This window comes from Streptomyces sp. JLBJ103 (genome assembly GCF_058215575.1).
The window spans coordinates 6,373,436-6,394,825 of sequence record NZ_CM177089.1; the positions used below are offsets into that span (position 1 = coordinate 6,373,436).

A 21,390-nucleotide genomic window follows, 5' to 3' on the forward strand; every position below is an offset into this window, starting at 1 on the left:
ACGATGTGCACCGCCCGCGGTTCACCGCCGCTCACAGGGCACGCTCATAACTCGCCCAGGCGATATGCGACTCGTGCAGGGTGACCGTCAGACCCGAAAGCCCCCGGGCGCCCTCGCCCAGCGCTCCCTCGTGCACCCGCTCGGCCAGCCGGTCGGCGATCACCTTGGCCAGGAACTCCGTGGAGGTGTTGATGCCCGCGAAGTCCGGTTCCTCGTCGAGATTGCGATAGCTCAGCGCTCCGGTGACCTGCCCGAGTTCACGGGTGGCCAGCCCGATGTCGACGACGATGTTGTCGTCGTCCAGCTCGGTGCGGCGGAACGTGGCGTCCACGAGGAACGTCGCTCCGTGCAACCGCTGCGCGGGTCCGAAGACCTCGCCGCGGAAGCTGTGGGCGATCATGATGTGGTCGCGGACGGTGATGCTGAACAACGGATGACCCTCCAGGTGCGCGCGTCGGGCCCGTCTGCCGGGGCACACTGTGTAGTACGGCCGATGCGTTCCCCGTGTTCAGACCGATTTCGCGGCGACCTCAGGGCCCGTACAGCACACGGTGGCACAGTCCCGGAAGCTCACCCGAGGTGAGCCTCGGCAACACCCCCGGCAGCTCCTCGAAGGCGCACTCCCCGCTCACCAGCGCGTCGAAGGAGGAGTCGGCCAGCAACTCCAGCGCCAGCGCCAGCCGCTCGGCGTAGCCGCGGCGGGGGCCACGGTTCGGCGACACCGTGCCCACCTGGCTGCTGCGCACGGTCAGCCGCCGCGAGTGGAACGCCTCGCCCAGCGGCAGACTGATCCGCCGGTCGCCGTACCAGCTCAGCTCCACCACGGTGCCCTCCGGGGCGAGCAGTTCCAGCGAGCGGGCGAGCCCGGCCTCGGTGGCACTGGCGTGCACCACGAGATCGCAGCCGTCCGCGGCCCCCTCCGGCAGCGCGAACTCCACCCCGAGCGCCGCCGCGACATCGGCGCGCGCCGGATCCGCGTCCACCAGCTGCACCCGTACCGCCGGAAAACGGGCCAGTACGGCGGCGACACTCGCCCCGACCATCCCGGCCCCCACCACCGCGATCCGGTCGCCGAGCAGCGGTGCCGCGTCCCACACGGCGTTCACCGCGGTTTCCACCGTGCCCGCCAGCACCGCCCGCGCGGCGGGCACGTCCTCCGGCACCACGGTCACCGCGCTCGCCGGAACCACATAACGGGTCTGATGCGGATACAGACAGAACACCGTGCGCCCCAGCAGCTCCCGGGGCCCCTGCTCCACCTCACCCACATTGAGATAGCCGTACTTCACCGGTGCCGGAAACGCGCCCTCCTGGAACGGCGCCCGCATCGCGGTGTGCTGGCTCTCCGGCACCCCGCCCCGGAACACCAGGGTCTCCGTGCCCCGGCTCACCCCGGAGCACAGGGTGCGCACCACCACCTCGCCATCGTCGGGTTCGGGCAGCGTCACCTCCCGTATCTCGCCGTGGCCGGGGGAGCGGAGCCAGAAGGCGCGGGCGACGCGCTCCATCGACATCCTCCAGAAGGATCGCGCTGAACAGCTGAACAATCGGGCGGCGGCACACGTACGGATAACCAGCCGCGATCACGGTACGCGGCACTCATGGACTCCGCCACACAGCCGGAGGGTGCACGGTGGCAACCCTGAATGACACGTACAACACCAAACCGCTGCGCCAGGAGACCGCGGCGGGTGCGGGAGCACAGCTCGCCCTGCTCGCCCTGCTCGGCATGGCACTCGGGCTCGGTCCCGCGGGATGGCTGACCGGGGTGGCCTTCGCCTTCGCCACCTGGGCGGTGCTCAACCGCGCCGTGTCCCGTTCATGGCTGCGTTCGTTCGGGGCGGCCAACCGCGTCACCCTGGCCCGAGCCACGCTGGTCGGCGGGGTGACCGCGCTGGTCGCCGACTCCTTCCAGAGCCCGCCGCGGGTCACGGTGCTGGTCGCGCTCACCACGGTGGCTCTGATCCTGGACGCGGTGGACGGCAAGGTGGCCCGCCGCACCGGCACCTCGTCCCCGCTGGGCGCCCGCTTCGACATGGAAGTGGACGCGTTCCTCATCCTGGTGCTCAGCGCCTATGTGGCCACCTCGCTCGGCGCCTGGGTGCTGCTGATCGGCGGTATGCGCTACGCGTTCGTCGTGGCGTCCCGGTTCCTGCCGTGGCTGCGCGGTGAACTCCCGCCGAGCACGGCCCGTAAGACGGTGGCCGCGCTCCAGGGCATCGCCCTGCTGGTGGCCGCGGCCGGGATCCTTCCGCGAACCGCGGCCCTGACCGAAGTGCTGCTGGCCCTGGCCCTGCTGAGCTGGTCCTTCACCCGCGACATCGGATGGCTGTGGCGCACCCGCCACCAGCGCGCCGCGCAGAGCTGATCCGCCGTGGGCGGACCGCCCCTTAGCAGGGCCTAGGAACGCCGTCCCTTGCGGCGGACCTTGATGGCGCGCATATCCGTGACCCCGACCCGCAGCACCCGGTACGGATAGCCATACGCGTCCAGGGCCGCCAGCGCCCGCCGGGTGGCGCCCTGTTCACCATCGTCCGGCTCCGCCGTCGGCACCTGGCAGCGGAAGGTGAACGCCGACAGACTGGCGTCGCAGGTGAAGCTGCCCGCCTCGGTGAACGCGGCCTGGAGGGAGCCGGAGTCGGCGGTGAGGGCGGTGCGCTGGGCGTCGCTCAGTCCGTCGAACGCACCGCGGATCGTCACCCTGAACACGCTCAGTCCTTCCGCGGGGCGTAGCCGAGCACCCGCTCGCCCAGTGTGTCCTCGATGGTGTCGAGGAGTTCGAGTACGTATGCGGCGATGGAGTCCGGGGGCTCGCCCGCCGTGGTGCGCTTGCCGATCTCGGCGTAGACCAGTGCGTGGTTGCAGCTGATCTGCGTGGCCATCACCCGTGGCAGCGGATCGTCCGGCGCGGCCCCGGTCTCCTCGGCGAGGACCGTCGTGAGCGCGTCGGTCATCTGGGAGCCCAGGTCCTCCAGGCGGGCGAGGAGTGTGGGTGCCGCCCGGACCATCGCGAAGAACTGGCCGTATCCCTCGGAGAGCCCCACGGCGCGGTCGCGTCTGCGCACTTCCTCCCGCAGCCCCTCGAGGACCGCCCGCGCGGCGGTCTCGCCGGGGCCGCGCTGCCGCACAAAGTCGGCGAGCCGCTCGGGAGACGCCTGGTCGGGCGGCAGAACGAGGTCCTCCTTCGCGGGGAAGTACTTGTACAGCGTGTTCACCGAGACTTCCGCCGCTTCGGCGACCTCGGCGACCGTCACCCGGTCGAACCCCCGCTCCACGAACAGGGCCACCGCCGTCTCCGTGATGCGCCGGCGTGTTCGCCGCTTGTGCCGTTCGCGCAGTCCTTCAGCCATGACGAAAGTCTAACTGCACTGCAAAGGTTAAGTCGATTGCAGCTTTGCAGTCTGTTGTGCTTCCATCCCTGCCATGTCCTCCAACTCCTCATCCGTCATCCGGATCCGGGGTCTCACCCGGACCTTCCAGCTCAAGAGCGGACCGGTGCACGCCGTCCGCGGAATCGACCTCACCGTGGGCCGTGGCGAGATCCTCGGCTTCCTCGGCCCCAATGGGGCGGGCAAGACCACAACGCTGCGGATGCTCACCACCCTGCTGCCGCCCACCGGCGGCGACGCCGAGATCGCGGGCCACGATCTGCTGCGCGACCCGGCGGGCGTCCGCCGACGCATCGGCTATGTGGCCCAGTCGGGCGGCCTCGACCCCGCCTGCGGTGTCCGTGAGGAGCTGATCACCCAGTGCCGACTGCATCTGATGTCCAAGGGCGCGGCGCGGGATCGCGCCGATGAACTCGCCCGCGATCTGGGCCTTTCGGCCCTCATGGACCGCCCGACCGCCGCGCTCTCCGGCGGTCAGCGCCGTCGGCTCGAGATCGCGATGGGCCTGGTCAACCGGCCCGAGGTGGTCTTCCTCGACGAACCGACGACGGGGCTCGACCCGGGCAGCCGGGCCGAGTTGTGGGAACTGGTGGAGCGCATCCGCGCCGAACACGGCACCACCGTCTTCCTCACCACCCACTATCTGGACGAGGCCGACGCCCTCGCCGACCGCGTCGTGGTCGTGGACACCGGGCGGATCGTCGCCGAGGGCTCCCCGGCCGACCTCAAGAGCCGCTACACCGGCGATCCGGCGGCGAGCCTCCAGGACGCGTTCCTCGCCATCACGGGGCGGAGTACGGCCGATGAACCCGTCGCCATCTGACGCCCCGCCGCCCGCCCATCCTTCACGTCACACCCCTCCGACCCCCATGAAACCCATGACACTTCTCACTCACACCGGCATCGTCTTCGGGCGCTGTCTGCGCACGACGCTCCGCTCCAAGACCAACCTCTTCTTCGGCATGCTCCAACCCCTCCTCTTCCTGGCGCTCTTCGGCCCGCTGCTGACCAAGCTGGACATGGGCGTCAGCGGCTCCTCCTGGCAGGCCCTGGTCCCCGGGGTGCTCATCCAGCTCACCCTGCTGGGCGGGTCGTACGTAGGACTCGGACTGCTCATGGACCGCAACCTCGGGGTGGTCGACCGGATGCGGGTCACACCGGTGAGCCCGCTCGCGCTGCTGCTCGGCCGTACCCTGCGCGATGTGGTCCAGCTGGTGATCCAGGCGGTTCTGCTCGTCCTCCTCGGCGTGGCCTTCGGACTGCGCGCCCCGCTGGCCGGCGTTCTGATCGGCCTGCTGTTCGTCGCCGTGGTGTCGGCGGCGCTCTCCGCGCTCTCCTACGGGCTGGCGATGCACATCAGGACGGCACCGGAGTTCGCCGCCGTCGTCAATACGGTGGGGATGCCCCTGATGCTGCTGGCCGGACTGCTGCTGCCGATGTCGCTCGCCCCCGGCTGGCTCGACGGCGCCTCGCACGCCGTCCCGTTCCGGTACACGGTCGACGCCGTACGCGAGGTGTTCCAGGGCCACTACGCGAACGGCACCGTGGCCGCCGGCGCGGCCGTCACCCTGGCTCTGGCGGTGCTGTGTCTGCTCGGCGGCGCCCGCCTCTTCCGCAACGCGCCCGCCTGAGAAGGCCGTAGGGGCGCCGGCGTCCGGAGCGTCGTCGGGAGTGAGGTCCGGAGCGAGTGAGAGTGGCAAGGGGGAATACCCACTCCTTGCCACTCTCAACGTATAGCGCACGGGGGGCCTTGCGGCAAGGCCCCCTCTCTGCCGCAAAATCGCTGGCCAAGGCCCGAACCCGCGGAAATGGGGGACTCACGAAGTGCGTGTGCTGTTGTCAGTCTTTGAGCCAGGCGCTGACGCCGGGGTGCGGATGTGCGTGCCGCTGGATCTCGCGGGCGCGACCCCGGATCGGAGCCGCTGATATGAACTCCCTGACCACCAGCGCGTTCGACCTTCCCGACCGCCTCGCCCTCAAGGCCGACCCGACACTGATCGCCGAGGACGAGAAGCACTTCGCGGCCATCGCGGAGAGCCTCGAGCAGGCGATCGCCGAACTGTCCGACCGCCTCGACGCCGTGCTCAAGGCACCCGGCGGCGTGGGCCGGGCGGCGATGGACCGGGACACCGAGGTCCACCGGCTGACCGGCCGGCTGCGCGCCTTGCGCCGTTTCGGCCTGGACCTGTGCCTCGGGCACATCGTCACCGCGGACGACCCCGAGCCCCGGTACATCGGACGACTCGGCCTCACCGACAGCACCGGCCGTCGGCTGCTGGTCGACTGGCGCTCCCCCGCGGCCGAGCCGTTCTTCGCGGCGACCCACGCCAACCCGATGGGGCTGGCGAGCCGCCGCAGGTATCGCTGGACCGGCGGCCGGATCAGCGACTACTGGGACGAGGTGTTCACCGCCGACGGGCTGGAACGGCACGCCGCACTCGACGACCAGTCCGCCTTCATCGCAAGCCTGGGCAGCAGCCGGTCAGCCCGGATGCGGGATGTGCTCGCCACCATCCAAGCCGACCAGGACGCCATCATCCGGGCGGGCTCCCGCGGCGCTCTTGTCGTCGACGGCGGCCCGGGTACGGGGAAGACCGTCGTCGCCCTGCACCGCTCCGCGTACCTCCTCTACTCCGACCCTCGCCTCGGTCACCGTCGCGGTGGTGTGCTGTTCGTCGGTCCGCACCAGCCCTACCTGGCCTACGTCGCCGATGTCCTGCCCAGCCTCGGCGAAGAGGGCGTACAGACCTGCACCCTGCGGGACCTCATCGCCGAGGGAGCCGGAGCGGCGCTCGAGGACGACCCGGACGTGGCTCTCCTGAAGTCGTCCGCGGACATGGTGAAGGCGATCGAGACGGCCGTCAGGTTCTACGAAGAGCCGCCCGCCGAGGGGATGACGGTCACGACCGACTGGTCCGACATCTGGCTGAGCGCCGACGACTGGGCCGAGGCATTCGCAGCGGCGGGCCCAGGTACTCCGCACAACGAGGCGCGCGAGCAGATCTGGGCGGAACTGGTCACGATCCTGCTGGACAAGTACGACGGTGACGTCTCACCCGACCTCTTCCGGAGGTCGCTGCTCCACGACGAGGAGCTGATCACCACCTTCAGCCGCGCATGGCCGCTGCTCGAGGCGGCCGACCTCGTCGGAGACCTCTGGTCGGTACCCGCCTATCTGCGGATGTGCGCTCCCTGGCTCGACCCCGATGACGTCCGCAAGCTGCAACGCACGGACCCCCATGCCTGGACGGTGTCCGACCTGCCGCTCCTGGACGCGGCACGGCAGCGGCTCGGCGACCCGGAGACGGCACGGCGCGAGCGCCGGCACGCTGCCGCCCTCGCCGCCCAGCGCGAGCGCATGGCGCAGGTCGTCGACAACCTGATCGACGCCGCAGCCGACTCCGGGGCCGACGGCGACGACGGCGAAGGTCTGGTGACGATGTTGCGCGGCCAGGACGCCCAGGTCAGCCTGGTCGACGAGGCCGAACTGCCCAGCGCAGAACCGGACCGGCTCGCCGGTCCGTTCGCGCACATCGTCGTGGACGAGGCGCAGGAACTGACCGACGCGGAGTGGCAGATGCTGCTGCTCCGCTGCCCCTCCCGCAGCTTCACCATCGTCGGGGACCGCGCTCAGGCCAGGCACGGGTTCACCGAGTCCTGGCAGGAACGGCTCGAGCGGATCGGGCTCGACCGGATCACCGTGGCCTCCCTGAGCATCAACTACCGGACGCCGGAAGAGGTCATGGCGGAAGCCGAGCCGGTGATCCGGGCCGCGCTCCCGGACGCCAATGTGCCGACTTCCATCCGCAGCGGCGATGTCCCCGTCGTCCACGGAGCCGCTGCGGATCTGGACCCGATCCTCGACACCTGGCTCGCCGCACATGCCGAGGGGACCGCCTGTGTCATCGGCGATCCCACATTCCGGGCGACGTCCCGCGTCCGGTCGCTCACCCCCGAGCTGTCGAAGGGGCTCGAGTTCGACCTCGTCGTCCTCATCGACCCGGAGGAGTTCGGCACGGGCATCGAAGGAGCGGTCGACCGCTATGTCGCGATGACCCGGGCGACCCGGCAACTCGTCATCCTCACCAGCTCCTGACGTCAGGCTTGCGGGCCGTCTGCCTGCCGTTCGCGCGAGCTCCCGGCGCGCTGCGCGGCCACCGCGTCGAAGAGGGTCCAGCCGTCGATCTCTTCGAGCGGGGGATCGTCGGGACACCATCCCTTGCTCAGGGCCGCGTCGAGCAGCGCCCTGACGGTGCCCGGCTCATGCAGGTTCAGCGTGCTGACCGTGTCCCGTTCAGGGTTTCTTGGTCCCGAACGGGACACGGTGTGAACGCAAGTGGGCTGGCCCGCCACGCGGTTGATCAGTCGAGGCAGAACTCATTGCCCTCGGGGTCGGCCATCACGATATGACCGGCACCGAGCGGAGGAGCGGGCTCATGGCGCTCGAGCCGGGTGGCACCGAGGGAGACGAGCCGCTCGGCCTCCGCCTCCAGGGCCGCCATCCGCGCGTCGCCCACGAGCCCGGGGGCGGCCCGCACATCGAGGTGCACACGGTTCTTGGCCTGCTTGCCCTCCGGCACCCGCTGGAAGAACAGCCGCGGCCCGGAGCCTTCGGGATCGAGCAACGCCGACGCGTCGTTGCGCCGCTCGGGCGGCACGCCCATCGCCTCCAGGGCCTCATCCCAGGACGCGAACCCCTCGGGCGGATCCTGAAGTCGGTAGCCCATGGCCTCGGCCCAGAACGCGGCCAGTCCCGCCGGGTCGGCGCAGTCGAAAGTGAGCTGGACATCGCGGGCCATCTCAGCTCGCCTCCTGTCGGGTGTGCACACCGACGATCACATGCCTGAGCCGCCAGGCGATCGTCGTGAACGGTGGCGGATCGGGTTGGGTCCAGTGCCAGGTGGGCTGGTCTCGGAGCAAGGGGTTCCAGATCTGGTCGGTCATGGGTCCAGCCTCCCGCGTATTGCGGACAGGATCGTTCCGCTATAGCGGACGATTCGTTCCATGATCTGTGGAACAGCTGGACCCCGCCGTCAGCGCCCGCGGATCGCGTCCCTCATCATTCCTCGAACGGCGCGGCGAGCGGCGGCCGGTTCGCTCGTGCCAGGTGGGCGGGCCACCGCTGGGCCGATCCCCCGACATGGAGAACGTACGGCGCGCCGCCCTCACGCTCGGCGATTCCCGTCGCGGGCGTCCGCCGCGGCCCCGGCGGGGCCGGACGCGCCGGCGAGGACGCCGAGCAGCACGAGGACGAGGACGACGACGCCGAGGACGAGGGCGACCGACGCCGGGGTGGGGTGGTTCCACAGCACCAGGGCGAGTGCGCCGCCCGCGATCGTGACGCCTGTGGTCCAGGGGCGGTGGGTGTCCAGCCAGCGGCCGAAGCCGCCGGTGCGGGCGCCGACGCGGGCCAGACCCCGGCCGATGGCGCCGGTGCCGCGTGCCGCCGCCGACCGGACGGCGCGGGCCACGCGCCCGGGGCCGTACAGGTAGGCGGCGAGCGCGGTGACGACGGCGAGGACGAGGAGAGTGCGGGTGCTCTCGCGCAGGAAGCGTACGAGGGTGTCGAAGATGTCGGCCGCCGCGTTCCGGGGCAGGGCGGTGGGCGGGACGGAGTCAAGGTAGATGCCACGCGTCACGGCCAGGGCGACCAGCAGCGCGATCATCATCACGCCAGTGCCGATCCCGGTCGCCATCAGCATGAGCCGGTGGGCGGGGGAAGTCCACACGGCGAGGGCGGCGAGCACGACCGTCATGACGGGCAGCCAGGTGCCGAGGACGTTGAGCAGGCGCATGGCGCCCTGTGCCTCGTCGAGCTTGTCCGTCTTCAGCAGGGTGACCTGACGGTCGACGTGGGGGAACTTGGCGGCCTTCTCATAGCCCGCTTGCACGAGGCGCTGTTTGACGCTGTCGATGACGGTGCCGATGTCCAGCACGATGGTGTTTCCCCGTGCCTGGACGGCGCTGCTGCCCTCGCCGGTGAGGACCTTGACGACGGCGGCGTGGGCGCGGCGGTTGGCGGCGTCCCACACCAGCGGGAACTGGTCGCTGGTGATCACCTTGTGCACGATCCCGTGCACGCTGCTGGTGAGGGCGGTCTCCAGCGGTCCACGCAGCGCCCCGGCGCCGTTCACGGCGATGGCCGGGGCGCCGGCCTTGTCCAGGCTCTTGGAGAGCTGGGCGGTGATGGCGGGCACGTCGACCTGGTCGACCACGCGCTTGGTGAGCCGGTCGGTAACGGCGGCCTGGACGGACGGCTTCCTGGCGACCGGGGCGACTGTCTGGACGTACCGGTGGCTGTCGGCCACCTGCTCGTGCAGCCAGGTGGCGACGACCGCGAGCGGGGAGAGCAGGAGTGCCAGGACGAGCAGCACGCAGGCGCCGACGTGACGCAGGCGGCGGTGGCGTACGGATGCCGCCGCCCGCAGCCGGTCGTACTCCCTCCTTTCGGCGTCGCTCAGCGGATGTGGCTCCGAGGCGCCGGAGGCAGCGTCAGCGGACGGATTCATGAGTCCTCCCTCACACGGGTGCATACGGGGTGGAGGAATCCGTGCGGGCCGGCTCAAGGTGGTGCCACCGGGCGGTGCCACCGGGCCCGGCGCGGGTGGCCGGTGAGCCAGTCCGGCAGGCGCCGCATCTCCTCGATCCGCCGGCCGGCGACTCTCCGCCACCTGCCCGTGAGGCGGACGCCGTGGTCCTGCCCGCGCCGGCCGAGCCGGTGACGAGGGTCAGCGGCCCGGCCGCCGCGCCGGTCAGCCGGTCGGTGAGCTGCCGACGCCGGACGTGCGTGCGCGGCTCCTCGGGCACCAACAGCTTTGCGGCGAGCAGCGGCTCCCCGGCCGGGTCCAGCGGGACGACAGCTGGGTCGGAAGTGTGTCCGGCCGCGTATCCGACCGGGTGAGCAGTGCTCGGGAGCATCGACACCACCACCGGATGGGGAGCCGGGCGCCGTCGCGGGAACTCGTCGGAACGCGGTGTCTGCGCGCAGGCTCGCGTATCGGCCGCCGTGCCCGCTCGTTCGTCCGAACCGGTGGTTCCATCGTTACGCGAGTCCGCCGCTGATCGCCACGCGGTGGCCTCCGGCCGTCCGGGATCACCCGCCTCGGGTGGTCCCGGGCCCGACAGCGCCTTGGACGCCACGGCTCGCCCTCGCCGCAGGCGACCGGGCTCCGGGGCCGCCCCCGGGAACGGCGGGTCGCGCCACCGGAGCGGCCGTTCCTGATCACGAATCCACGCTCCGGCGGCGGGAAGGGCGGCAGGTTCCGCCTCCGGGAGAAGGCGGAGGCATGGGGAGCCCGGGTGGTCGTCCCGGACCCGGACCGTCCCGCCGACGTCGCCGGGCCACCCCCGCCGGGCCGTGCTCCGCGCGGGCAGGACCGGTCGGCGACAGCGGTACGACGGGTGTCTCCGATCGGCGGGGGCGGTTCACCGAGGCGTGCGTCCAGGCGTAGGGCGGCCCAGGCGCTTCTTCTTCAGGCCGGCACTTCCGGGCGCCCGGTCACTGGTCGTCGTCCGACTCGCCCGAGGGACGGGGGCCGCCGAAGCCGTGAGCGGACAGATCGAACCAGTTGCCCTCGGGGTCCATGGCCCGGTACTCCGCGAAGGGACGGTTGGTGAAGCGCTCGGCGGGCTCCTGGGCTCCTGCGGCGACCAGAGCGGCCGAGGTCTCGGCGGTGTCGGCCACATGGAAGCCGAAGTGGTTCATGCCCAGCGGGGTTTCGCCGTCGAGCTGGTGCTTGATCAGGGCGAGACTGAAGTACCCGTCGGAGAGGAAGCAACTGCCGTCGGGGTCCCGGTGAAAGATCTCCATGTCGAAGATCCCGCTGTAGAACTCGGCGAGCTTCTCGGGGTCGCGGGCGACGAGGGCCAGATGACGCAGCTTGGGCTTCGTGGGGGTGGTGGACATGTGCGACTCCTCAGGGGTCAGTTGGCCGGAAGGGTGGCCGGTCGGGGGGCTGGGATCATGTTGTGAAAGGCGGTGATGTGCCAGGTTCCGTCATCGCCGTCGTGCGCGAGGCGTTCCACGACGGCGAGGGCATGGGTGTCGGCGACCGTCTTCCCGTCCGCCGCGACCACGCTGGACTCCACGTCCACCGTGGCGAGGTCCGGCCTCCGCAGGCGGACGGACCGTATGCGCACCTCCAGGCGGGTGGCGCGGAAGGCGGTGCGGAAGAGCTGATCGTGGCCCGCGGCGATGCCGGCCCGGCCGGGCGGTTTCTCGCCGCGCACCGTGGTGAAGTCGCAGTCCTCCGCGAAGACGGCGGCGAAGGCGTCGGCGTCACCGGCGGCCCAGGCACGGGACATGGCGTCCCACAGGGCGCGGACGCGTTCGTCGTCAGTGGTGGTCACCGGGCTCACGCTCCCGCGCTCGTCATCGCGGCGGTGCGGATCCGCAGCGGAATCTCGACGCACCCGCCTTCCGGCCGGCTGGTCGGGGCCCAGGCGGCGAGAGCGTGGTAGACGGTGCCGCCGCGCCGCTCCAGATAGCAGATGACGTTGACGGGCCACCCGGTGTGGCCGAACACATGCTGGTCCATCGGCGTCGGGTGCTCGCTGAGCGTGAGCCCTCGTTCGGCCTGTGGACCGATGCGGTGCCAGTCGGGGTGCATATGGATGGATCCGAGGATCTCCAGCCCCTCGGCCTCGGCCGCGCGGGTGGCGGTCAGCAGATCCTGTGAGTCGATCCACCAGCCGCGGGTCTCGTTCTCGTACGCGGGGCCGAAGCGGGGGATGAGCGACTCGGCGAACTCGCGGCGGGCGGCCGGGTCGGTGGTACGGGCGTTGCGGGCGAAGGCGACCCGCCGCACGTGGTGGACCGTCTCGCCGGAGGTGCCCAGGAGCAGGGCGAAGCAGGGCAACGGAGCCTCGGGAGTGATCAGTTGGTACTGGCCGACGGCCGCGACGAGGAACTCGTCGAGGGCGCGGTCGTCCATCAGGACGGTCCCGGGGCCGGGTGTCGATGCATCAGATAAGGACATGGCAAATACGCTTCCGTGGGGGTGGTCGAGGATCCCTCGCTCGACGTCGGTGCCCCGCAGCATGGGGCATGTCTGTGATTCCTCAAGAGCTGAGGGTTTCGAGATGGCCGGCGCCTCCGCACCGCCGCTGTGCGACCGGCGTGACACCGGGGAGACTCGCCCGGCCGGTGGCGCGGACGATCCGGCAGCGCACGGCGGCCGGGGTGTCCGCGCAGGCAGCGAGCGCGTTCAGCCGGCCGAGGGCAGTGGCCTGGCCCCGCGGTACGCGGTGGCGGCGTTCACCGCCGCGGCCGCGACCGGCGCGTACGCCCCCGGCTTCAGCGGCCGGAACCCGTCCGGCGTGCCGGTCACGCCGCCCGCCACGGCGAGCGTGCCGCGCCGGACTGAAGCTGTCTCGGAAACTCCAGACATCGTGACTCCATGAGTGGGGGTGTGAACGTCGAAGCGCTCGGGGTGGTTTGAGGCCAAACGTATTCTGCGGGAAAGAACTTGAAAGTTCTAGCCATCGTTCGGCGCGGGCCACCTCCGTCGGCGGGCAACCAGGTGGATCGTGCCGTCGTCCTCAACGACGGGTCGTCTCAAGGAGGTCACGCGGTGGGTACGCACGCCGACATCGTCAAACCGCTGTCGGAACTGCTCGAGGACCACGCCCGTCGCCTCGGGGACAAGGTCAGTTTCCAGGACCGGCTCAGGCGCGTGACCTACCGGGAGCTGGCACGGCGGACCGCACGGCTGGCCGGTCACCTGGCCGGACTCGGCTTGGCGCGCGGTGACCGAGTGGCCGTACTGTTCGGCAACCGTGTCGAGGCGGTCGAGAGCCTGCTCGCCGTCACCCGGGCGAGTGGCGTGGGCGTGCCTCTGGACCCCGGGAGTTCGGAGGAGGAGCTGACCCGCCTGCTGGACGACAGCGGGGCACGGGTGCTCATCACCGACGGCGCCAGCCTGACGCGGCGGCGAACGCTGTCGCTACGGACCGGGCTGACCATGGTGGTGGCCGAAGGCAACGACGAGGACGACGACGGGGCCGGGGCCGAGGCCGGGGCCGGAGCCGGGAGTTCGCCTTCGTGCGCGGACGCCGAGGAGTCGGCGGACGAGGCCGGCGTGGCCGGGGGCCGGGCCGCCGTGGTCGCCGACGGTGTGCTGCGGTACGAGGAGTTGGCGGGTACGGAGCCGCGGATGGCGGCCCGGGACGATCTCGCACTGGACGAAGTGGCCTGGCTGCTCTACACCTCGGGCTCCTCCGGCGTGCCCAAGGGCGTCCTGTCCACCCAGCGCAACCGCCTCTCGCCGGTCGCGACGGGCCTCGTCGGTGTCCTGGGCCTGTCCGAACGGGACCGCGTGCTGTGGCCGTTGCCCCTCCATCACGCCATGAGCCAGGTGGTGTGCTTCCTCGGGGTGACCGCGGTGGGGGCGAGCGCGGTGCTGCTGCCCCGGTTCTCGGTGGCGGGTGTGCTCGGCGAACTGCGCCGTGGAGACGGCTCGTTCACCTTGCTCGGCGGGGTCCCGACCACGTATTCGGCGCTGCTCGACGAGGTCCGGGGCGAGGAGGGTGACAAGGACGGTGTCGGTCTCGGCGCCTCCGCGCTGCGGGGTTGCATCAGCGCTGGTGCCGCGGCGGGGCCCGGGTTCGGCGAGTCCTTCGAGGCGATCTGCCGCGTCCCCTATCTGGAGCACTACGGCAGTACGGAGGCGGGCCCGGTCACCATGGCGGCGCCGGGCGAGGCGATGGCGCCCGGGGGGTGCGGCCGGGTGCTGCCCGGTACCCGGGTCCGGGTCGGCGGGGGCTCCGACGGCCAGGACACGGGCGAGGGCGAGCTGTGGGTCAGCGGGCCCGGGGTCATGGTCGGTTACCACGGCAGACCGGAAGCCACCGCGGAGGTACTGCGCGACGGCTGGTTCCGCACGGGTGACCTGGTCAGGATCGATGCCTCCGGTGAACTGGCGGTCACCGGCCGGGCGAGTGATCTGATCATCCGGGGCGGGGTGAACATCCATCCCTCGGAAGTGGAGGCGGTGCTGCGGCGGCTTCCGGGAGTGGCGGACGCCGCCGTGACCGGACGCCCGCACCCCGGCTTCGGCGAGGTGCCGGTCGGCTATCTGGTCGCCGGGCCCGGCGGTGAGCTGGACAGGGGGCGCATCCTGGCCGCCTGCCGTGCCGAACTGTCCGGCTTCAAGGTGCCGGTCGAGCTGTTCGAGGTGGCGGACCTTCCCCGTACCGCCTCCGGGAAGATCGTGCGGTGGGACCTCGCCGGCCTGCCCGCGCGGGCGCTGGGCGTGGAGGCCGCCGGGAAGCCGTCGGAGGACCTGCTGACCCTGGTGCGGAGCGAGGTGGCGGCCGTGCTCGGCGGTACGCCTCAGGAAGTGGAGCCGGGCACGGCACTGCGGGACCTGGGTATGGACTCCCTGACGGCGACGGTGCTGCGGGAGCGACTGTCGGCGGTGACCGGCCTGCCGCTCTCCGAGGCCGTCGCCTTCGACTTTCCCACGGCCGCCGCGCTCGCCGCCCACCTCGGGGAACGGAACGCCGCCGGGCCGGCCGGTGCCGGGCCCGTGGACCGGAGTGCGGCCCGGTCGGACGACGATCCTGTGGTGATCGTGGGGATGGCGTGCCGCTATCCCGGAGACGTGACCTCTCCCGAGGAACTGTGGCGGCTGGTGGCCGACGGGACGGACGCCATCGGTCCCTTCCCCACCGACCGGGGCTGGGACACCGAGGCGCTGTACGACCCGGACCCCGGGCGCCCCGGACGGACGTATGTGCGCGAGGGCGGTTTCCTCTCCGGCGCGGACCGCTTCGACCCCGGCTTCTTCGGCGTCTCTCCCCGCGAGGCGCTGGCCATGGACCCGCAGCACCGGCTGCTGCTCGAAGTGGCGTGGGAGGCCTTCGAGTACGCCGGTCTCGTCCCCGCCACTCTGCGCTCCTCGGCGACCGGGGTGTACGTCGGGCTGATGTACAGCGACTACGCCCGCCGCCTGACCAGGACGCCCGAGCAGGTCGAGGGGTACCTCGGCCTCGGCAACGCCGGAAGCGTCGCCTCGGGTCGTATCGCCTACACCTTCGGCCTCGAAGGACCGGCCCTCACCGTGGACACAGCGTGTTCCTCGTCCCTGGTGGCCCTGCACCTGGCGGCCCAGGCGCTGCGCCGGGGTGAGTGTGCCTTCGCGTTGGCCGGTGGCGCCACGGTGATGTCGGGGCCCTCGTCGTTCGTGGAGTTCAGTCGCCAGCGGGCGCTGGCACCGGACGGCCGCTGCAAGGCGTTCGGCGCGTCCGCCGACGGCACAGGGTGGGCCGAGGGCGCCGGAATGCTGCTGCTGAGCCGGTTGTCCGAGGCGCGCCGCGCCGGACTTCCGGTCCTGGCCGTGGTGCGCGGCTCGGCGGTGAACCAGGACGGGGCGAGCAACGGGCTGACCGCACCGCACGGACCGGCGCAGCAGCGGGTGATCCGGCAGGCGCTCGCGGACGCGGGGCTGAATCCCGGGGACATCGACGCGGTGGAGGCGCACGGCACCGGCACCCGGCTGGGGGACGTCATCGAGGCGGAGGCCTTCTTCGCGACGTACGGGCGCCACGCGCGGCAGCGTCCCCTCCGGCTGGGCTCGGTGAAGTCGAACATCGGTCACACCCAGGCCGCCGCCGGAGTGGCCGGCGTGATCAAAATGGTGCAGGCGATGCGGCACGGCGTACTGCCGCGCACGCTGCACGCCGACGAGCCGACCCCCCGTGTCGATTGGTCGCCGGGGCGGATCGCGCTGCTGACCCGGGCGGTGGAGTGGCCTGCGACCAACCGCCGGCGCCGGGTGGGGGTGTCCTCCTTCGGTATCAGTGGCACCAACGCCCATGTGGTGCTCGAAGAGCCTCCGGGCGACGGGGAGGCCGCACCGCCTGCCGCACCGCCCGCCGTGGCGGACGGCGGGGCCGCAAGCGGCCGCGTCGGGCCCGGGGCGGCGGTGCGGGAAAGTACGACAGCCTTTCCGGTGTCGGCCAGGAGCGTGTTGGGGCTGCGGGCCCAGGCACGACGGCTGTACGACCATGTGGTCTCCGACCCCGACGCGTCCCTGGTGGACCTCGGGTACTCGCTCGCCACCACGCGTGCGGCCTTCGAGCACCGGGCCGTGGTGGTGGCCAGGGACCGTGCCGAACTGCTCGGCTCCCTGCGGGCCGTGGCGGAGGACGACGGCCGGCCCGGAGTGCACACGGGCACGGCCCGCCACCACGGTCCGACGGCCCTGTTGTTCACCGGCCAGGGCAGCCAGCGCGCCGGTATGGGCCGTGAACTGTACGAGTCGCGGGATCTGCATCCGGCCTTCGCCCGTTCGCTGGACGAGTGCTGTGCCCTGCTCGACCCGCTGCTGCCGGTGCCCCTGCGGGACGTGATGTTTGCCGGGCCCGGTACGGAGACGGGCGCGCTGCTGGAGACGACCCGGTTCGCGCAGCCGGCGCTCTTCGCCCTGGAGACGTCCCTGTTCCGGCAGTTCGAGGCATGGGGGGTACACCCCGGTCCGGTGGCCGGGCACTCGGTGGGTGAGGTGACGGCAGCCCATGTCGCCGGGGTGTTGTCCCTCGCGGACGCGTGCACACTGGTGGCGGCCCGGGGCCGGCTGATGGACGCGCTGCCCGCGGGCGGCGCGATGGCGGCGGTGGCCGCCGGCGCGGACGAGGTGGCCGCCCACCTCGCCGAGACCGGGTGCGCGGTGGAGATCGCCGCGGTCAACGGGCCTGCCTCGGTGGTCGTCTCCGGCGACGAGGCCGCGGTGCGGGAGGCCGCCGCGTACTTCCGGAAGCGGGGCCGTTCGGTGAGGCCGCTGCGGGTCGGCCACGCCTTCCACTCCGCTCGGATGGAGCCCATGCTGGCCGACTTCGCGGACGTGGTCCGGCGGCTGTCCTTCGCCGCGCCACGGCTGCCTCTGCTCACCGCAGTGGCGGGCCGGGCGGCCACCGACGAGGAGCTGTGCACAGCGGAGTTCTGGGTGGACCATGTCCGCCGTCCGGTCCGCTTCGCCGATTCGGTGGCCCACCTGGGTGAGCGAGGCGCGGCACACTACGTCGAACTGGGGCCGGACGGGGTGCTCACCGGCCTGGTACGGGATTGCCTCGCCGCGTCCGGAGCGGACGCGGACGATCCGGCCCCGGCCGGTCCGGACGCGGGCGAGGCGGGTGGCGGCGAGCGGGGCCCGGCACCGGTGGTCCTGCCCACTCTGCGCGGGACGCGGTCGGAAGCGGACGCCCTGCTCGACACGCTGGCCGCGCTGCACGCCCACGGCGTGCCCGTCGACTGGCGGGCCGTCTTCGCCGGGCGCGGCGGGCGGCGCGTCGCACTGCCCACCTACGCCTTCCAGCGTCGCCGGTACTGGCTGGAGACCGCCCCGGAGCAGCCGCCCGCGTTCCCGACGGCCGAGCCCGCCCATCCGTTCCTGCGGTCGTACACCCGCACGGCCGCCGACGACGGGTTGCTGCTGAGCGGGGTGCTCTCGGTGCACGACCAGCCGTGGCTTGCCGACCATGTGGTGGCTGAGGAGATCTTGCTGCCGGCGACCGCCTTCGTCGATATGGCCCTGCACGCCGGTGAGTTGGCGGGCGCTGCCGTCCTGGACGAGCTCGTCCTGACCGCGCCGCTGCCCGTGTCCTCGGAAGGCGCTGTCGCCTTGCAGGTGAAGGTGGCGGAGGCGGACGACGTGGGACGGCGGGCCGTGTTCTTCCACTCCCGGCCGCACACCGCGGCGGGTGATGGGCCCTGGCTTCGGAACGCCGTCGGCACGCTTTCGCCGGCGCAGCCGCCCGCGGACCGGGAAGCGGCCGCCGCCGGTCCCGGCGGCGTGCCCCGGCCGCACGCGTCCTGGCCGCCGGAGGCGGCGGTGCCCCTGCATGCCGACGGTCCGGGGACCGGACCGTACGAGCAACTGGCCGCCGACGGGCTGCGTTACGGTCCCGCCTTCCAGGGCATGCGCGCCGCCTGGAGGCACGGGGAGGAGTTGTACGCCGACGTCGCGCTGCCCGAAGCGGCCCGAGCGCCGAGCCCGGAGGCGGACGGCCCGGAGTTCGTCCTGCATCCCGCACTGCTCGACGCGGCGCTGCACGCCTTGGCCCTGGACGGCCTTGTCCCCAACGGCTCCGGGGCAGCCGGTCCGGCGGCCGGCGGGTTGTCCCTGCCGTTCGCCTTCAGCGGAGTGCGCGTGCACACCACCGGCGTACAGCGCTTGCGGGTACGAGTGGCCCCCGGGCCCGATGGGCAGACCGGAGTGGAGCTGACGGACGAGACGGGCTCACCGGTGGCGACGGTCCGTTCGCTGACGCTCCGGCCCCTGCCGCGTACCGGCTCAGCGACGGCGGACGCGGTCACCGGTGCGCTCCACCGGACGGACTGGGTGCCGCTGACCGAGCCGCCCGCACCCGTGGCGATGCCCCGCTGGGGGGTTCTGGGCACGGCGGGCACACGGCTGGTGGACGCCCTCGCGCCGCCGGGTTCCGGCGTCCCGGTGTACCGCGGCCCGGCGGAGTGCGACGCGTCGTCGGCCGTCGTCGTGGCACCGTGCCCACCGCTCGACCCGACCGGCGGCGCGCAGGACCAGGCTGCCGGGTTGCTGCGGGCAGCGGACCGGGCGCTGCGGCTCGTGCAGGAGTGGCTGGCCGAACCGCACCTGTCCCGCTCCCGCCTCGTCCTCGTGACGTCCGGTGCCGTCACGTCGGCCGACGACGGTTCCTCCACGGACGGTGCCGCGGGCCGCGGGAGTGATGGCGAGTCCGGCGTACCGTTGCACACACCGGTGTGGGGACTGGTCCGCTCGGCGCTGAGCGAAAACCCGGACCGCTTCGCCCTGATCGACGTGGACGAACACCCCGACTCCTGGAGCGCCCTGCCCGCCCTGCTGGCCGCCTCGGTACCGGAGGCAGCCGTACGCCGGGGCACGGCGTATGTGCCGAAGCTGGTGCCACTGGCCACGGCGGTAGCGGAGCCTCGGAAGCGACGGCCGCTCGACCCGGAGGGCACAGTCCTGGTCACCGGCGGCACCGGTTCCCTGGGCATGCTGGTGGCGCGGCACCTGGTCACCGTCCACGGCGTCCGTCATCTGCTGCTCGCAGGCCGACGCGGGCCGGACGCTCCGGGGGCCCGGGAAGTCGTCGCGGAGCTGCGTGAGGCGGGTGCCCAAGTGACCGTTCACGCCTGTGACGTCGCGGACCGGACCGCGCTCGCCACCCTGCTCGACGCGGTACCGGCGGCCCACCCGCTGACCGGCGTCGTGCACACCGCGGGGGTGCTGGACGACGGCGTCGTCACGGCGCTCACCACCGACCGCCTGAGGCGGGTGCTGCGCCCCAAGGCGGACGCCGCGCTCGCTCTGCACGAACTGACCCGCGGTCACGACGTGGCCGTGTTCGCGCTGTTCTCCTCGGTGGCGGGCACCTTCGGCTCCGCCGGCCAGGCCAACTACGCCGCGGCCAACTGCGTGTTGGATGCCTTGGCGCGACACCGCGGTCGGCTCGGACTGCCCGGCACGTCGATCGTCTGGGGCCCCTGGCGGCAGGACGACGGCATGATGGCGCACCTCGGCGACACGGACCGGCAGCGGATGGCCCGTTCCGGGTTCGGCCCGCTCGGACCGGAAGAGGGTCTGGCCCTCTTCGACGCCGCCGTGGCCGGTGACGAACCCGTGGTGGTGGCGGCCCGCCTCGCCCCGGCCGCTCTCCGCGGCAGCGACCCGGCGGCGAACCCGCTCCGAACCCCTGCTGCCGACGCGGGCGACAGGGGCGGCAACCGACTCGGCCGGGCGTTGGCGGCTGCTTCCCCCGGCCAGCAGGGCGGGGTGCTGCTCACCAAGGTCCGGACCCTGGCGGCCCGCGTCCTGGGTTACGTGGAGGGGGCGAGCGAGATCGACGAGGACGCCCTGCTGGCGGACCTGGGACTGGACTCCCTGGCCGCGGTCGAGCTACGCAATGAGCTCGCGGCATGGACGGGGCTGGCACTGCCGTCCACGCTGCTGTTCGACTTCCCGACACCGCGCGCGCTCGCCACCGAACTGACGCGGCGGTACGCCGCCGAGGCACCTGCTGCGGGCGCCACGTCCGACGGCCCGGCACGGCCTGCGGCCGTCGGCCCTCCGGGCTCCCCGGGCCGACCGGCGGACGACGGAGCGGAGGGCAATCCGGAGGCAGGCGCTCCGCCGGACCCCGGGGTGCAGGCCGCCGACGCCCCGCACGCCGGGGAAGCCCCGGACTCCCTGGGCGCACTCTTCCGTGCCACATGTGCCCGGGGAGAGAGCTGGGACGGCATGGTGCTCCTCACCATCGCCGCGCGCCTGCGCCCGGTATTCGACAGGACCGGGGCGCCCGGTGCGACGCACGAACCCGTCATGCTCACGGCGGGCGGCACGGGAGCCCGGCTGGTCTGTTCCCCCGCGTTCAGCGCGGTGTCCGGACCACGGGAGTACGCGCGCCTCGGCGCCGGGCTGCGCGGGCTGCGTCCGGTTTCCGCGCTGCGGCACCCGGGGTTCGAGCCCCGAGAGGCTCTGCCCGCCACACTGGATGCTCTCGTCACCGCCCAGGCCATCGCCGTCCGCGCGGCCGCGGCCGGAGGCCCGTTGGTACTGCTGGGGCGGTCGGCCGGTGGCTGGGTGGCCCATGCCGTGGCCGAGCGTCTGGAGTCCGAGGGCGCCGCCCCGGCGGCCGTCGTCCTGATGGACACCTATCCCCCCGGTCACGGCGACCGGGGTCAGGAGCTCTCCGCGATGACGTCGGACATGCTGCGCCGGGCGGCGGACTTCGCCTCTGCCGACCTCGACCGGCTCACCGCCATGGCCGGATACTTCGACCTCTTCAGCGACTGGAAACCCGCGCCGCTCGCCTGTCCCACCCTGTACGTACGAGCCCGGGACCTACTGCCCGGCGCCGAACCCGCCCCGGACTGGAGCCTGCCGCACGCCGAGGTCACGGTGGACGGGGACCACTTCACCATGCTGGAGGAACACGCCCGTACCACCGCACTCGCCATCCACGAGTGGCTGAGGGCCGGCCCGGCCTGAGGCCGTCC

At 72.4% G+C, this 21,390-nt stretch carries 18 protein-coding genes; 5 read left to right on the forward strand and 13 right to left on the reverse strand.

The window, feature by feature from the left end:
- Positions 1-31 precede the first annotated feature (31 nt).
- Together AC4BEG_RS28105 and AC4BEG_RS28110 are read right to left on the reverse strand one after the other, a co-directional pair.
- Positions 32-430, reverse strand: coding sequence for a 6-pyruvoyl trahydropterin synthase family protein (locus AC4BEG_RS28105; protein ID WP_490702515.1), 399 nt, complete (start codon positions 428-430; stop codon positions 32-34).
- 100 nt (positions 431-530) lie between these two features.
- Positions 531-1,508: a zinc-dependent alcohol dehydrogenase gene (locus AC4BEG_RS28110; protein WP_490707233.1), complete on the reverse strand. Its 978-nt coding sequence runs from the start codon at positions 1,506-1,508 to the stop codon at positions 531-533.
- 125 nt (positions 1,509-1,633) lie between these two features.
- Between AC4BEG_RS28110 and AC4BEG_RS28115 the strand changes: the two genes are divergently transcribed.
- Positions 1,634-2,368 carry a CDP-alcohol phosphatidyltransferase family protein gene (locus AC4BEG_RS28115; protein WP_490702516.1) on the forward strand — a complete coding sequence of 245 codons (735 nt, stop codon included), beginning with the start codon at positions 1,634-1,636 and terminating at the stop codon, positions 2,366-2,368.
- Between the two features lie 32 nt (positions 2,369-2,400).
- Here AC4BEG_RS28115 and AC4BEG_RS28120 read toward each other — a convergent pair whose 3' ends face one another.
- Positions 2,401-2,709 (reverse strand): DUF6204 family protein, encoded by a 309-nt coding sequence (locus AC4BEG_RS28120; protein WP_490702517.1) that lies wholly within the window; start codon positions 2,707-2,709, stop codon positions 2,401-2,403.
- A 2-nt stretch (positions 2,710-2,711) separates the two neighbouring features.
- Positions 2,712-3,350: a TetR/AcrR family transcriptional regulator gene (locus AC4BEG_RS28125; protein ID WP_490702518.1), complete on the reverse strand. Its 639-nt coding sequence runs from the start codon at positions 3,348-3,350 to the stop codon at positions 2,712-2,714.
- A gap of 73 nt (positions 3,351-3,423) precedes the next feature.
- Between AC4BEG_RS28125 and AC4BEG_RS28130 the strand changes: the two genes are divergently transcribed.
- From AC4BEG_RS28130 to helR, 3 genes are all read left to right on the forward strand, one after another.
- Positions 3,424-4,212: an ABC transporter ATP-binding protein gene (locus AC4BEG_RS28130; RefSeq protein WP_490702519.1), complete on the forward strand. Its 789-nt coding sequence runs from the start codon at positions 3,424-3,426 to the stop codon at positions 4,210-4,212.
- A gap of 55 nt (positions 4,213-4,267) precedes the next feature.
- Positions 4,268-5,020 carry an ABC transporter permease gene (locus AC4BEG_RS28135; protein WP_490702520.1) on the forward strand — a complete coding sequence of 251 codons (753 nt, stop codon included), beginning with the start codon at positions 4,268-4,270 and terminating at the stop codon, positions 5,018-5,020.
- A 296-nt stretch (positions 5,021-5,316) separates the two neighbouring features.
- Positions 5,317-7,485 carry an RNA polymerase recycling motor ATPase HelR gene (gene helR, locus AC4BEG_RS28140; RefSeq protein ID WP_490702521.1) on the forward strand — a complete coding sequence of 723 codons (2,169 nt, stop codon included), beginning with the start codon at positions 5,317-5,319 and terminating at the stop codon, positions 7,483-7,485.
- Between the two features lie 2 nt (positions 7,486-7,487).
- Here the strand turns inward: helR and AC4BEG_RS28145 are convergent, their stop codons facing one another.
- The 9 genes from AC4BEG_RS28145 to AC4BEG_RS28185 all read right to left on the reverse strand — a co-directional run bounded on the left by AC4BEG_RS28145 (position 7,488) and on the right by AC4BEG_RS28185 (position 12,778).
- Positions 7,488-7,712: a hypothetical protein gene (locus AC4BEG_RS28145; protein ID WP_490702522.1), complete on the reverse strand. Its 225-nt coding sequence runs from the start codon at positions 7,710-7,712 to the stop codon at positions 7,488-7,490.
- 38 nt (positions 7,713-7,750) lie between these two features.
- Positions 7,751-8,188 carry a VOC family protein gene (locus AC4BEG_RS28150; protein WP_490702523.1) on the reverse strand — a complete coding sequence of 146 codons (438 nt, stop codon included), beginning with the start codon at positions 8,186-8,188 and terminating at the stop codon, positions 7,751-7,753.
- A 1-nt stretch (position 8,189) separates the two neighbouring features.
- On the reverse strand, positions 8,190-8,333 hold the full coding sequence (locus AC4BEG_RS28155) for a hypothetical protein (RefSeq protein WP_490702524.1): 144 nt from the start codon (positions 8,331-8,333) through the stop codon (positions 8,190-8,192).
- A gap of 221 nt (positions 8,334-8,554) precedes the next feature.
- Entirely contained in the window at positions 8,555-9,898 is a 1,344-nt protein-coding gene (locus AC4BEG_RS28160; protein WP_490702525.1) for a hypothetical protein, read from the reverse strand.
- A 10-nt stretch (positions 9,899-9,908) separates the two neighbouring features.
- A complete protein-coding gene (locus AC4BEG_RS28165) occupies positions 9,909-10,307 on the reverse strand; it encodes a hypothetical protein (RefSeq protein ID WP_490702526.1) in 399 nt (132 codons plus the stop codon).
- A 580-nt stretch (positions 10,308-10,887) separates the two neighbouring features.
- Positions 10,888-11,295: a VOC family protein gene (locus AC4BEG_RS28170; RefSeq protein WP_490702527.1), complete on the reverse strand. Its 408-nt coding sequence runs from the start codon at positions 11,293-11,295 to the stop codon at positions 10,888-10,890.
- 17 nt (positions 11,296-11,312) lie between these two features.
- Positions 11,313-11,738 (reverse strand): SgcJ/EcaC family oxidoreductase, encoded by a 426-nt coding sequence (locus AC4BEG_RS28175; protein ID WP_490702528.1) that lies wholly within the window; start codon positions 11,736-11,738, stop codon positions 11,313-11,315.
- A gap of 5 nt (positions 11,739-11,743) precedes the next feature.
- Positions 11,744-12,322, reverse strand: coding sequence for an MPN domain-containing protein (locus AC4BEG_RS28180; protein WP_490702529.1), 579 nt, complete (start codon positions 12,320-12,322; stop codon positions 11,744-11,746).
- A gap of 273 nt (positions 12,323-12,595) precedes the next feature.
- Entirely contained in the window at positions 12,596-12,778 is a 183-nt protein-coding gene (locus tag AC4BEG_RS28185) for a hypothetical protein (protein WP_490702530.1), read from the reverse strand.
- 183 nt (positions 12,779-12,961) lie between these two features.
- Between AC4BEG_RS28185 and AC4BEG_RS28190 the strand changes: the two genes are divergently transcribed.
- Positions 12,962-21,382, forward strand: coding sequence for a type I polyketide synthase (locus tag AC4BEG_RS28190; RefSeq protein WP_490702531.1), 8,421 nt, complete (start codon positions 12,962-12,964; stop codon positions 21,380-21,382).
- The last annotated feature ends 8 nt before the right edge of the window (positions 21,383-21,390 follow it).